We start from the raw sequence: 12,725 nt of genomic DNA on the forward strand, positions 1-12,725 counted from the left end.
CACTGAAAATTTTTCGGATTCTGAAGGGGGTTTACCGAGGACGGCGACGACGGTTTGAGCTACGCTTACGGTTGATCGCCGCTCTTGTTAATCGGATGATTGGGGGATAATTATTTTCGCAAGAGGTCTTGTGTTTATCAAATAACACAACAGCAGGTAATTAAAATGTTAGATAAGTTAAATAAATTTAAAAGTGTCGCTAATAAGCACTGCGAGTTATTAAACGACTTTTGTTTTAAAGCAGCTTATTTTAAGGATATTAGTATTGTTTTAGAATTGAATGAAATTGGCTTTAGTTTTACTAAAACTAAAAGTTTTGATTTTGAAGAGATTTTTTATATTATTGATTAAGAGATTAAAGCCCGCTATCGCGGGCTTTTTTGTTATAGGTATCCCACTAGTCTAAATAGCACTTAAATATTTTAAGGCGCTGTCGGCCAGAAACGCGGATCTATTTTTCCCGTAACCTGCAGTTACTGCGTCGTCGATTTTTTTAATCAATAGAGCTGGGAGTGTGACGTTGACTTTTTCGCTTTTGCCAGTAAATGGCGTAACATCAATATCAACTAACGCCCACATACCGTCCTGATAATCAGGATTATTTTTGTGCTGTTGGATATTAGTTGCAGCAGGTGCAACCTGCCCGTCTTCGGCTAACAGCTCTAAGTGGCTTTCAATAGACTCCTTGGTATTTTGTAGAGCCTCGTCCAAAGTATCGCCCGCTGAAAAGCAGCCTGCAATATCAGGGACGGTTACACCATAGGCGCTATCGCCTTCTTGATGAATAACCACTGGGTATCTCATATCAACTCCTTGTGTAGCGGCGGGACTACTTGAGTCCCGCTTGTTTCAGTATGCTGTTGACTGTTCCTTGCGGTAAGTCTTTTTTAGGGTGGGGAATCGTTACTAGTCCTTCTTTGGTTGGGTGTTTGAAGTGATGATGACTTCCTTTAACCCTGACCTCGTACCAACCGTCTTCTTCCACCATCTTGATCAAGTCTTTGCTGTTCACACCTCATTCCCTTGTCTTGATGGCTGCCATTATACCTCTGGGGTTATTTTTTGTAAAGTTTTTTATGACTCTGGGGTTATTTTTTAGTGGGAATTATGCGGCTTTGAAACCGACAGGGCAAGCAATTGTCTACACTCTGACAAAGTAGACTATTGGAGTGTTGTGATGTCAGTGTCTCAATTAGAAAACGGTGCGTGGCGCTGCCAGATTGATCGTAAGGATATGCCTCGCGTGCGAAAAACTTTCAAGTCTGAGTATCAAGCCCTCGCATTTGAAGATAAATATATACGCGAACGTCAGGAGCAGAAAAACAAAGACAGGCGAACACTAAAAGACTTGATTGAACTCTGGTATGACTACCACGGGTCTACCCTTTCGGAGGGCATCGCTCGTAAAAATACGCTAATTGAAATGGCAGCTATCATGAAAAACCCGATAGCAGCTGAATTGACACCCGAACAGGTTTTAAAATTGCGCGCTCACCGACTGCAAACTATCAAACCAAAAACGTGGAACAATAATCTTGGTTTGCTAAAGTCGGTCTATAACCGCTTGCGCAAGCTGAAAATTATTGACTATGAAAATCCGATCAATGGCGTTGACCCTCTTCGCTTGCAGGAAGAACAGCTCTCCTATTTAAGCAAGGATGAAATATCCAGATTATTGGATGAGATCCAAAAAAATGGCACGAACAAAGATACATGGTGGGTCGCTCAGTTGTGCTTTCGCACGGGAGCACGCTGGGGCGAAGTCGAACAAATGCAGCGGAAGCAATTGCGCGATGCAAAACTAACGTTTGTACGCACTAAAAGCAAAAAGGCACGTTCTGTACCTATTGACCCTGCTTTTTATCATGCACTGCTGGTGCATATAGGCAAACGTGGATCCAATGATCGGGTGTTTTGTAATTGCGCCAAAGCGTTTGAGCATGCGATTGGCAGGTCTAATATTGAGCTGCCAGAGGGTCAACTGACACACATCTGCAGGCACTCATTTTCAGCTCATTTTATGATGAACGGAGGCAACATACTGACTCTGCAAAAGATTCTAGGACATGCTGACATTAAAATGACGCTGCGCTATGCACAGCTAGCACCGGAATACCTTGCTGATGCGATCAAATATGCACCGATTTAGTAAGTATTGAGTGGCGGTAAATTGGCGGTTTATATCGCCAAAAAACGCCATTTATCGCCACTTTGGCGGCGACTATTATATTTAAATATCAATAAAAACAATGATTTATATGTATAAGCGACGTTTTCAAATCCTCTCACTCCGACCATTTAACTGTTTCTAGTCAGTCATTAAAGCTCTCAAACTAAAACACTAAGCCATTTTAGCGGTTCGCGATTCAGTGACTGACCTCCCTTATCGAATAATCGTATGTAAGACCCGATTACGTTCAAAGTAAACGCTATAGCTGCCATAATTCCAAACGGTGATTTTCGGCCATTTCTTTTTAGATTTGCCTTGGGATACTTTCACCGAATGGGGTTTGCCAAACCGCTTGCGTACTTGTTGCATGCTTGAACCACGGCGTGGGTAAACGGTTTTTTTGTAAAAACCGTGCTGCAAAGCAGCGGGTGCTGCACCTCTTTCTGCATAAGCTACTTGAGGCAAGGAGCTACTGAGAATTAAGGGCAAGCAGATCGCAAAGGATAAGAGCCAAGTTGAGGTTTTCATAAGATGCTCCAAAACAACGACACTGTTTTATTACAGCAAATTAAGCTGTGATTTTGTTGTTCAAAAGGTACAATCGCCACCCATGTTTAGACCATTAGAATTATTCATCGGGCAGCGCTACACCCATTCGCGGCGGCGTAACCGTTTCATTTCATTCATTTCCTTTGCATCCATGCTTGGCATTATGCTGGGGGTCATGGTCTTGATCACTATTCTGTCAATCATGAATGGGTTTGAGAAAGAACTGAGAAGCAGAATACTGGGCGTAGTCGCGCATGTCACGGTTTCAGGGACAGATGGCAAGCTGACTGATTGGCTGCAACATTACGAAAAGCTGGTGAAAGAACCGCAGGTGGTTGGGGCCGCACCTTATGTGCAAAAACAAGTGATGATTGCTAATAGCAATTTATTGCGCGGTACTCTGTTGCAAGGGATTCATCCTGATTATCAGCATCAAGTGAATGAGCAAGGTTTTAAGTTATTAGAAGGTAGTTTTAAAGATTTAAAACCGCGTACCTATGGGATTATTTTGGGGGTGGGTTTAGCAAATTCCTTGCAAGTGGTGCCAGGTGATAAAGTGACGGTTGTTGTGCCTCAAGTTCAGGTCACGCCAGCGGGGGTATTGCCTCGATTACGTCGTTTCACGGTATTAGGTATTCACCAGTTCGGCATGCAAGAATTCGATAATATGACAGCCTTTGTGCATTTAGAAGATGCTGCACGGTTATTTAAAATGCAGGGGCAGGTGAGTGGGATTCGCCTAAAACTGGATGATTTGTTTGCCGCCCAACCGTTAGCCCGCGAATTGCAACAGCGCTGGGGCAGTCAATATGAAGTCGCGGATTGGAGTAAGGAGCATGGGAATTTTTTCCGTGCAGTCAAAACTGAAAAGATTGCCATGACACTAATCCTATTTTTAGTCGTCGCGGTGGCTTTATTTAACCTAGTTGCCTCTTTGGTGATGGCGGTGAATGATAAGCAGGCTGATATTGCTATTTTGCGTACCTTTGGGATGGAACCCAATCGAGTGATGCGCATTTTTATGATTCAAGGCAGCATTATTGGTATTTTTGGCACGGTCGTTGGGGTGATTTTAGGGGTGCTCTTGTCCTTGAATATCGAGACCATTATCCCAGCGCTTGAGCAGGCTTTTGGCTTTAAGGTTTTTCCTGCGGATATTTTTTATATCAGTGAAGTCCCCTCCGATTTGCGCTGGAGCGATGTTTGGTTGATTGCAGGGGCTGCTTTGATTTTCTCCGTGTTGGCCACGATTTATCCGGCACGACGTGCAGCTGCCGTACAACCTGCGGAGTCCTTACGGTATGAGTAAGCCATTTCTACCGTTAGAGCTATTTATTGGCTTACGTTATACTCGTGCACGCCGCCAAAATCATTTCGTTTCATTTATTTCGCTGGCCTCGATGCTGGGAATTGCGATTGGCGTTTTAGTGCTGATTACCGTGCTTTCAGTCATGAATGGCTTTGAAGTGACTTTACGGGATCGGATGTTGGGTATGCTTGCGCATGTGACGATTTCGGAAGAGGATGCGCAACTAGCTAGCACTGAAGCGCAAGCCTTACGCGAAACAGTTCAGGCTTATCCTTATGTCAAGGCAATTTCTACCTTTATTGAAAAGCCAGTGATGCTTAATCAAGGTGACGAAGCGCGGGGCGTCCTCTTACAGGCAATTGAACCCGAGCAAGAAAGCCAAGTTGCCGATGTGTTTAAGCATGTCATCGCCGGTGATATGCAAGCCTTAACCGCCGGTAGTAATGGGATTGCTATTGGGGCAGGTTTGGCGAAGGAGTTAAAAGTTGAGTTAGGTGACTCATTGACTCTAATTAGCCCGACTGAAGATATTCTTGATACCAGCGAATTACCGGTGCTGCAACGCTTTACGATTAAAGCGATTTTTCGGGTCGATATGCAAAACTATGATACGGGTTTTGCTTATGTGAACTTGCAGGATGCCCAACAAGCTTTGGGAATGACGGATACCGTGACAGGTTTACGTTTACGCCTAACCGATGCTTGGCGTGCACCGAAGGTCGCGGAGGATCTTTATAATCGCTTATTGAATGACAACCCCAATTTATGGGTGGGGGATTGGACCCATCAGCAGAGTAATTTCTTTAAAGCCTTGCAAATCCAAAAAAGCGTTATGTTTATTATTCTGATGCTGATTATCGCGGTGGCTGCTTTTAATTTGGTGTCAACACTGGTGATGGTGGTCACTGATAAAGAGGCAAATATTGCCATCCTGCGTACCCTCGGTTTGTCACCTGCACGGATTATGGGCGTATTCATGGTGCAGGGTAGTTTGATTGGGGTGATCGGTACCCTATTAGGGGTAGTGCTTGGGGTGTTACTGGCCAGTCATTTAGAAACCATTGTGCCTTGGTTAGAGCGGTTATTGGATACCCATTTTATCTCTGCCGAGGCTTATCAAATTAGTGAGTTGCAATCTAAAGTGAATGCCGGTGATGTGATTTTGATTGCAATTTCTTCCTTATTAATGGCGATTGTTGCCACGCTTTATCCAGCTTGGCGTGCTTCTAAAGTGCAGCCAGCTGAGGCTTTACGTTATGAATAGTGTTAGCTCTCCTACGATGGTGATTCATTGCCAAGATTTAAGTAAGCGCTTCCAAGAAGGGCAGTTGGATGTACCCGTTTTAAGTGGCATTAATTTGAGTGTACGTGCGGGTGATCGAATTGCGATTGTCGGTAGCTCAGGGAGTGGCAAAAGTACGCTATTGCATTTATTAGGTGGCTTAGACCTTCCAACGACAGGGCATGTCGAAGTGATGGGTAAACGCATGGAGCAATTATCTGATAAGGATCGTGGCTTGCTGCGTAATCAATCTTTGGGGTTTATTTATCAATTTCATCATTTACTGCCGGAATTTACAGCTTTAGAAAATGTAGCCATGCCCCTCTTGATTCGTGGCATTAAAGTGAGTGAGGCGAGTGCACAAGCCGAAGACATGCTGAGTAAAGTGGGTTTAGGCAAGCGCTTTAATCATAAACCGGGGCAGTTATCAGGTGGCGAGCGTCAACGTGCAGCTATTGCCCGTGCTTTAGTGACGCGGCCGAATGCAGTGCTTGCGGATGAGCCAACCGGCAATCTGGATCAACATACGGCAGAGCAAGTCTTTGAGCAGATGCAAAACTTAAATGAATCCTTGCAAACGGCCTTTGTGATTGTTACCCATGACTTGAGTCTAGCGCGGCGGATGGATTCAGTGTATCGCTTAGTGGAAGGTCGCTTACAAGCAGCCTAATTATTTAAGCTTAGAGCGCTGCTCGTCGCTAGGTTGAGTCGCTGTTACAGTGGTTTGATCCACTTTAGCGGAGGGTGTGTTCAGCGCTTGAGCTTTAAGCGAGTTCGTGTCTTGGCGTTCGCGCCGTTCTTTAACCTTTTGGCTGATATGAAACCGCCAAAAAGCTTGAATACCATAATAGCCGATTAGCGCTGAAACTAGCGCAACCACTGAACAACCCACTACCATAGGCTCCCAGATCTGACCGATAGTTTGTTCTAACCACTCTATATTCATTTCAAAGTGTGGAATTTCAGGCTGATCGAGTAAGCGGGCACCAACTACGTAAGCTCCATAAAACATCGGTGGCCCTGTCACAGGATTAGTGACGAAGACTAAAGCCACGGACATAGGAATATTCGCCCGGAAGAGAATGGCTAACGCGGCTGCAATGATGGACTGTCCGGGAAAAGGAATCCACATGCAAGCAAGGCCAATGGCAAAGGCTCGAGCAACGCTATGTCGATTGAAATGCCATAGTGCAGGCAAGAACAAGGAGTGACCCAAATAACGCATGTATTTATTCTGCGTGATGGTATCTGGATGGGGCGAAAACTTTTTAAAAAGATGCTTCGGCATTATTAACTTAATAACTCATAACAACGCATGAGCATCCCCCGGTTTTTATAGCATGCACGGTCTTGCAATAAGCAGCTTTTTAGGTATTTATGCATTAGCTTGGTTCACCAACCTGCCCGATAAGCGTTGGTGTTTCCTCATGGTTGCGTTTTCAATCTTAATCTTAGGATTATTAAGGCTACTGCCCCTTGGACGCAAGTACTTACTCTATACAATCTGTATTTTTCTAAGTTTTTCCTATGCTTGCTGGACAGCAAATACGATTGCTCAAGCTCAATTACCACAGGTCTTTGAAGGAAAAAATCTGCAAGTGGTCGGTCTAGTACAGGATCTTCCTGAGGCTTCAAAAACAGGTTACAACTTTTTACTCCAAGTAGAAAAGGTTTTGGCGGTAGACGGTCAGCCAGACCCTGCAATTGCTTTTGCAGGCCGAGTGCGCCTCGCTTGGTATTCACAGCCAAACGAGGCGCTGCCTGAGCTACAAGCAGGTGAGCGTTGGCAATTCGTGATTCGGGCTAAGCGTCCGCATGGTTTAAGTAATCCGAGTGGTTTTGATTATGAGCGTTGGCTGTTCGCTGAGCGGATTATAGCCACTGGCTATGTGCGTGAAAAAGAAGATGCTATCCGTTTAGCGCTACCCGCACGCTTTTCGGTTGACTCAATACGTGAATACATTAATCGAGCGATTGCTAAAGCCTTAGGCGAGCAAGCAAGTACTGGTCTAGTTCAGGGCTTAGCGGTAGCGGCTACAGCGGGCATTAGTCAAAAGCAATGGCAAGTTTTGAAAGCGACGGGTACTGCACATCTTTTGTCAATTTCAGGGCTACATATTGCAATGGTGGCAAGTTTAGGTTGGCTCGCCATGTCGTTGGTTTGGTGGCTATTGCCTGCGCTGTATTTATATTTACCCGTGCGCTTAGCGGGGGGCATAGTGGGTGCAGGCTTGGCGACAGCTTATGCTTTATTGGCGGGCTTTAATATTCCTACTCAGCGCTCCTTGGTGATGGTATTAATTTTAATGCTGGGTTTATTACTCAGGCAGCGCTTGTCGTTTAGTGTAAGTTTTGCTTGGGCCGTGTTAGTGGTTTTGATGCTAGATCCACTTGCTCCCTTGACGCTAGGGTTTTGGTTATCTTTCGGCTCGGTTGCTCTCTTAGCTTTGCTCAGTCAGCATCAGGCTCACTCGAAAGGGGTGAGGTTGTTTAGTCTGCAGTTAAGCTTGTCGATGTTTTTGATTCCACTCAATATTGCTTTTTTTTCGAGTCTACCTGTGTATTCACCCCTTGCTAATTTAGTGGCGATTCCTTGGGTGACGCTGGTGGTCGTACCGTTGATTTTGCTGGGTATTTTAGTTTTGCCACTCTCCTTTGAGGGGGCGAGTGGGCTTTGGCAGTTAGCGGCTAAGGCTTTAGACGGGCTGGAATGGGGGTTAACTTATTTAGCTGAGTTGCCGAATGCTTTGCTCTATTTCCCTGAGTTGCCTTGGTATTGGTTGGTGCTGGCAATGTTGGGGATGTTATTGATCTTATTGCCACGCGGTATCCCTGGGCGTTGGTTAGGTTTAATTTGCTTGCTGCCTTTGTTGACTTGGCAGCCTTCAAAACCCGCACTAGGTGAGTTCCGTTTAACTGTATTGGATGTAGGGCAAGGTTTAGCTACCGTGATTCAAACCGCTGAGCATAGTTTGGTATTTGATACAGGCTCGAAGTCGCCGTATGGATTTGATATGGGCGAGGTAGTATTGGCACCGTGGTTGCGTTCACAGCAGCTTAGTTCTCTGGATATGTTAATGGTATCCCACGGGGATAATGATCACCGTGGCGGAGCAGATTACTTACTGGAGCATTTTTCAGTACAACAGTTAGTCACCAATGATCAGGCTAATTTTCCCAAGTCAGCGGGGCAGGCGTGGTCAGTTAATACGCCCTTAACAATGTGTGCGGCTGGGCAAACTTGGGTTTGGGATGAGGTGAGATTTGAAGTGCTAAATCCGCTACCCAAGATCAAGCATAGCAAGGAGAATAATCAGGCTTGTGTGCTTAGAGTCAGTAATGGCGGTCACGCTTTGCTTTTACCAGCGGATATTGAGCAGGCAGCTGAGCAAGCTTTACTGGCACAAGGGAGTAAGCTTCAGGCCGATGTGGTGCTCGTCCCACATCATGGCAGTAAAACTTCCTCATCTATAAAATTTTTGCAAGCACTTACACCTAAACTAGCGATTGTTAGTAGTGGGTATTTAAATCGCTTTCATCATCCTCATCCAAAGATTGTTGAGCGCTATCAAGCCCAAGGGATTGAGCTATTAAACACGGCTGCTACCGGGGCGATTGAGGTCAATTTCCCTCGGTTAGCACAGCAGGCCTTGATAATTTCTTCGTATCGAGAACAGCAGGCGGGTTTTTGGAAGAGCTGGGAAGGGCATTGAGAGGTCTTGAGTGAAAACTAGGTTAGATGAGGGCTTTTATTCATGCCATGTTTAGCTCTTACAGCATAGTCTTGTGGGTAGATTGTGATCAGCAGCTTGATCCCATGATCAGCCTAAATCGCTGTCAACAATAAATAAAATAAATATGACAAGGGCGCACAGTGGGCAATTTTCCCCGGAATAAAACTCTTTTACAGTTTAGATAGTCTAATATTTAGAACACGACTGTGGCTTTGTTATTGGCAGATACATTTCGTTACATTGGTTCTGTGGTCATTGGGTTTTCGGTATGAAACATGCAAGAGTAATCCCTATATCCGTGTCTACATTCTTAAGTTGTTATTGCATTTCAATCATAGTCAGCTAGCTAGGTTAGCGGATCGGCTAAGCTGAGAAGGGGTTAAACATGAGTATTTTCAGTCACTACCAGTCGCGGTATGAGTCATTAAAGGAAGAAGAATACACTCTACAAGAATACCTTGAACTCTGCAAAAAAGAGCCGATGACTTATGCTACGGGTGCTGAGCGGTTGCTGTGGGCGATTGGTCAGCCGGAGTTGGTAGATACTTCACGTGATTCACGGATGAGCCGAATTTTTTCCAATAAAGTGATTCGGCGCTATCCAGCATTTTCAGAATTTTATGGCATGGAGGATGCGATTGAGCAAATCGTTTCCTTCTTACGTCATTCAGCACAAGGCTTAGAGGAAAGTAAGCAAGTGCTGTATCTGTTAGGACCTGTCGGTGGTGGTAAGTCTTCTTTAGCAGAGCGCCTGAAGGCTTTAATGGAAAAAGCGCCGATTTATTGCATTAAAGGCTCGCCAGTGAATGAGTCACCGTTAGGCTTATTCAATCCCGAAGAAGACGGGGCAATTTTAGAGGAAGATTATGGGATTCCTCGGCGTTATTTGCGCACCATTATGTCACCTTGGGCAGTCAAACGCTTAAAAGAGTTCGGTGGTGATATTACCCAGTTTAAGGTGGTGAGACGCTATCCTTCGCGTCTCAATCAAATTGCTTTGTCTAAAACTGAGCCGGGCGATGAAAATAACCAAGACATCTCTGCTTTAGTGGGTAAAGTGGATATTCGTAAGCTCGAAGATTTTCCACAAAATGATGCCGATGCCTATAGTTATTCCGGTGGTTTATGCTTATCTAACCAAGGTTTAATGGAGTTTGTTGAGATGTTTAAAGCACCTATTAAGGTGCTGCATCCTTTATTGACGGCGACACAAGAAGGTAATTATAACGGGACGGAAAGCATCGGAGCGATTCCATTCTCGGGGGTGATTTTGGCACACTCGAATGAGTCAGAATGGCAAACTTTTAAAAATAATCGCAATAATGAAGCTTTCATTGATCGGGTTTCGATTGTTAAAGTCCCGTATTGCTTGCGTGTTACGGAAGAAATCAAAATCTACGAGAAGTTATTGTTTAATAGCTCCTTAGCTCAATCAGCTTGCGCCCCTGATACCTTAAAAATGTTAGCGCAATTTGTGATTTTATCGCGCTTGAAAGAACCAGAAAATTCGAATCGCTATTCAAAAATGCGAATTTATGATGGTGAAAATCTTAAGGACATTGACCCTAAAGCGAAGACTATCCAAGAATACCAAGATGCCGCTGGTGTAGATGAGGGGATGTCTGGCTTATCAACCCGTTTTGCGTTTAAAATTCTCTCCAAAGTATTTAACTTTGATGCGGTCGAAGTCGCAGCTGATCCTGTGCATTTAATGTATGTCTTAGAAAAGCAAGTCGAGAAAGAGCAATTCCCCGCAGAAGTGCAAGCTCGCTATATTAGTTTCATTAAAGAATACTTATCACCGCGCTATGTCGACTTTATCGGTAAAGAAATTCAAACCGCTTATTTAGAGTCTTATTCTGAATACGGTCAGAATTTGTTTGATCGTTATGTTACCTATGCCGATTTCTGGATTCAAGATCAAGAATATCGTGATCCTGAAACAGGTGATTTCCTCGATCGCTCAGCTTTAAATTCAGATTTAGAGAAAATTGAGAAGCCAGCGGGTATTAGTAATCCGAAAGATTTTCGGAATGAAATCGTTAATTTCGTATTACGGGCGCGTGCTAATAATAGTGGTAAGAATCCCACTTGGACGAGCTATGAAAAGTTACGCCGCGTGATTGAAATGAAGATGTTCTCAAGTACTGAGGATTTATTACCAGTGATCTCTTATGGTGCGAAATCCTCAGCGGATGAACAACGTAAGCATGATAATTTTGTTGAGCGGATGATGAAGCGTGGTTATACCGAGAAACAAGTACGCTTGTTGGCCGAATGGTATTTGCGGGTACGTAAGTCACAGTAATGGTAATGGACTGTCCAAAGGAGTGCCGTAATGGCCTATGTTGTTGACCGTCGTTTAAATAGTAAAAACAAAAGCTTAGTCAATCGACAACGCTTTTTGAAGCGCTATCATGAGCAAATCCGTGAAGCTGTCTCGGATGCTGTGAGCCGTCGCAATATTACGGATATGCAGCGCGGAGATAGTATTACTATCCCCAAGCGGGATATTTCTGAACCGGTATTTCGGCATGGTCAGGGGGGGCAACGCGATATTGTCCACCCCGGCAATAAAGAATTTGTGCAAGGTGACCGGATTCAACGTCCGCCTGCGGGCGGTGGAGGTGGTTCGGGTTCTGGTGAAGCTTCGGATTCAGGCGAAGGAGAAGATGATTTTGTCTTTCAAATTTCGCAGGCTGAGTTTTTAGAGTATCTATTTGAGGATCTAGCTCTACCGAATATGGTTAAGCGCCAATTAGCAGGCAGCGATGCTTTTGAAACGCATCGTGCAGGCTTTAGTGAGGTGGGCAATCCGAATCAAATCAATATTGTGCGTACCATGCGCAGTGCACAAGCGCGACGGATTGCTTTAAGTGGTAAAGCACGGCGGCGGCGGCGTGAGGTGCTGGCTGAATTAGCAGAAGAAAATGATGAGGAAGAATCAAAGCTCAATGAAGCAGAGCGCTTAGCGTTAGAAGAGGAGCTGAGCCGTTTAAATTTCCGCTTGAATACTGTACCTTTTCTAGACGATTTCGATCTGAAATATAATCTGCATATTCGTGTACCCAAACCCTCACCGAAAGCGGTGATGTTTTGCGTGATGGATGTGTCTGGTTCAATGACTCAGGATATTAAAGAAACGGCTAAACGTTTTTTCTTTTTGCTGTATTTATTCTTGCAAAAGAATTATGAGCAGATTGAAGTCGTATTTATTCGCCATCATACTCAAGCACAGGAAGTGGATGAGGAAACCTTTTTCTATTCACGTGAAACCGGTGGTACGGTAGTGTCGAGTGCCTTAAGTTTAATGTCAGATATTATTCATGAACGTTACTCGCCGGATGAGTGGAATATTTATGGTGCACAAGCCTCGGACGGGGATAATTGGCAAGAAGATAATCAACGCTGCCATAAAGCTTTAGTGGATGGCATCTTACCGCATGTGCAGTATTTCACGTATATTGAAATTGGCGACCGTGACCCACAAGGCTTATGGCATTTGTATCAGCATTTAGAACGTGATTATGCTGACCGCTTTGCCATTCAACGGGTTAGAGATAATTCAGAGATTTATCCAGTATTTCGTGAATTGTTTAAGAAAACGATGGTGATTGATTAAAACTGATCAGTTTTAAGTGCTTAAGAGCTAGGTTCTTAAGAGCTAGGTTCGAACCTAGC

12 protein-coding genes and 1 pseudogene are annotated in these 12,725 nt (G+C 44.4%); 9 read left to right on the plus strand and 4 right to left on the minus strand.

The genetic code is table 11. From position 1 onward, the window contains the following. Together B5D50_RS20215 and B5D50_RS15870 are read left to right on the plus strand one after the other, a co-directional pair. Positions 1–110, plus strand: a pseudogene (locus B5D50_RS20215) (IS5-like element ISAba27 family transposase); the annotation flags it as partial. Between the two features lie 55 nt (positions 111–165). Continuing rightward, positions 166–351, plus strand: coding sequence for a hypothetical protein (locus tag B5D50_RS15870; protein WP_078923638.1), 186 nt, complete (start codon positions 166–168; stop codon positions 349–351). A gap of 51 nt (positions 352–402) precedes the next feature. Here the strand turns inward: B5D50_RS15870 and B5D50_RS15875 are convergent, their stop codons facing one another. Next, on the minus strand, positions 403–804 hold the full coding sequence (locus tag B5D50_RS15875) for a type II toxin-antitoxin system HicB family antitoxin (protein WP_078923639.1): 402 nt from the start codon (positions 802–804) through the stop codon (positions 403–405). 25 nt (positions 805–829) lie between these two features. Next, complete coding sequence (locus B5D50_RS15880; protein ID WP_078923640.1) at positions 830–1,012, minus strand: type II toxin-antitoxin system HicA family toxin; 183 nt, start codon at positions 1,010–1,012, stop codon at positions 830–832. Positions 1,013–1,177: 165 nt separating this feature from the next. Here B5D50_RS15880 and B5D50_RS15885 point away from each other — a divergent pair, with 165 nt between their 5' ends. Next, complete coding sequence (locus tag B5D50_RS15885; RefSeq protein ID WP_078923641.1) at positions 1,178–2,149, plus strand: phage integrase; 972 nt, start codon at positions 1,178–1,180, stop codon at positions 2,147–2,149. A 234-nt stretch (positions 2,150–2,383) separates the two neighbouring features. Here the strand turns inward: B5D50_RS15885 and B5D50_RS15890 are convergent, their stop codons facing one another. After that, on the minus strand, positions 2,384–2,698 hold the full coding sequence (locus B5D50_RS15890) for a hypothetical protein (protein ID WP_078923642.1): 315 nt from the start codon (positions 2,696–2,698) through the stop codon (positions 2,384–2,386). Between the two features lie 82 nt (positions 2,699–2,780). On the opposite strand from B5D50_RS15890, the gene B5D50_RS15895 reads away from it, so the two are divergent. From B5D50_RS15895 to lolD, 3 genes are read left to right on the plus strand one after another with little or no spacing between them, the layout of a single operon-like run. Continuing rightward, positions 2,781–4,028 (plus strand): lipoprotein-releasing ABC transporter permease subunit, encoded by a 1,248-nt coding sequence (locus tag B5D50_RS15895; protein WP_078923643.1) that lies wholly within the window; start codon positions 2,781–2,783, stop codon positions 4,026–4,028. Beyond that, positions 4,021–5,292, plus strand: coding sequence for a lipoprotein-releasing ABC transporter permease subunit (locus tag B5D50_RS15900; protein WP_078923644.1), 1,272 nt, complete (start codon positions 4,021–4,023; stop codon positions 5,290–5,292). Before B5D50_RS15895 ends, B5D50_RS15900 begins: the two co-directional genes overlap by 8 nt. Further along, a complete protein-coding gene (gene lolD / locus B5D50_RS15905) occupies positions 5,285–5,980 on the plus strand; it encodes a lipoprotein-releasing ABC transporter ATP-binding protein LolD (protein ID WP_078923645.1) in 696 nt (231 codons plus the stop codon). Before B5D50_RS15900 ends, lolD begins: the two co-directional genes overlap by 8 nt. On the opposite strand, the gene B5D50_RS15910 is transcribed toward lolD, so the two are convergent. Continuing rightward, positions 5,981–6,598, minus strand: coding sequence for a DUF2062 domain-containing protein (locus B5D50_RS15910; RefSeq protein ID WP_078923646.1), 618 nt, complete (start codon positions 6,596–6,598; stop codon positions 5,981–5,983). A gap of 52 nt (positions 6,599–6,650) precedes the next feature. On the opposite strand from B5D50_RS15910, the gene B5D50_RS15915 reads away from it, so the two are divergent. The 3 genes from B5D50_RS15915 to B5D50_RS15925 all read left to right on the plus strand — a co-directional run bounded on the left by B5D50_RS15915 (position 6,651) and on the right by B5D50_RS15925 (position 12,666). After that, the gene (locus B5D50_RS15915) at positions 6,651–9,023 is read left to right on the plus strand and encodes a DNA internalization-related competence protein ComEC/Rec2 (RefSeq protein WP_078923647.1); all 2,373 of its coding nucleotides are present in this window, start codon (positions 6,651–6,653) and stop codon (positions 9,021–9,023) included. A gap of 406 nt (positions 9,024–9,429) precedes the next feature. After that, positions 9,430–11,352: a PrkA family serine protein kinase gene (locus tag B5D50_RS15920; protein WP_078923648.1), complete on the plus strand. Its 1,923-nt coding sequence runs from the start codon at positions 9,430–9,432 to the stop codon at positions 11,350–11,352. Between the two features lie 30 nt (positions 11,353–11,382). Next, positions 11,383–12,666, plus strand: coding sequence for a YeaH/YhbH family protein (locus B5D50_RS15925; protein ID WP_078923649.1), 1,284 nt, complete (start codon positions 11,383–11,385; stop codon positions 12,664–12,666). Positions 12,667–12,725: the final 59 nt, after the last annotated feature.

Origin of the sequence: Thiothrix eikelboomii (assembly GCF_900167255.1) — a bacterium.
In the GTDB taxonomy this organism is placed as follows: Bacteria; Pseudomonadota; Gammaproteobacteria; order Thiotrichales; family Thiotrichaceae; genus Thiolinea; species Thiolinea eikelboomii.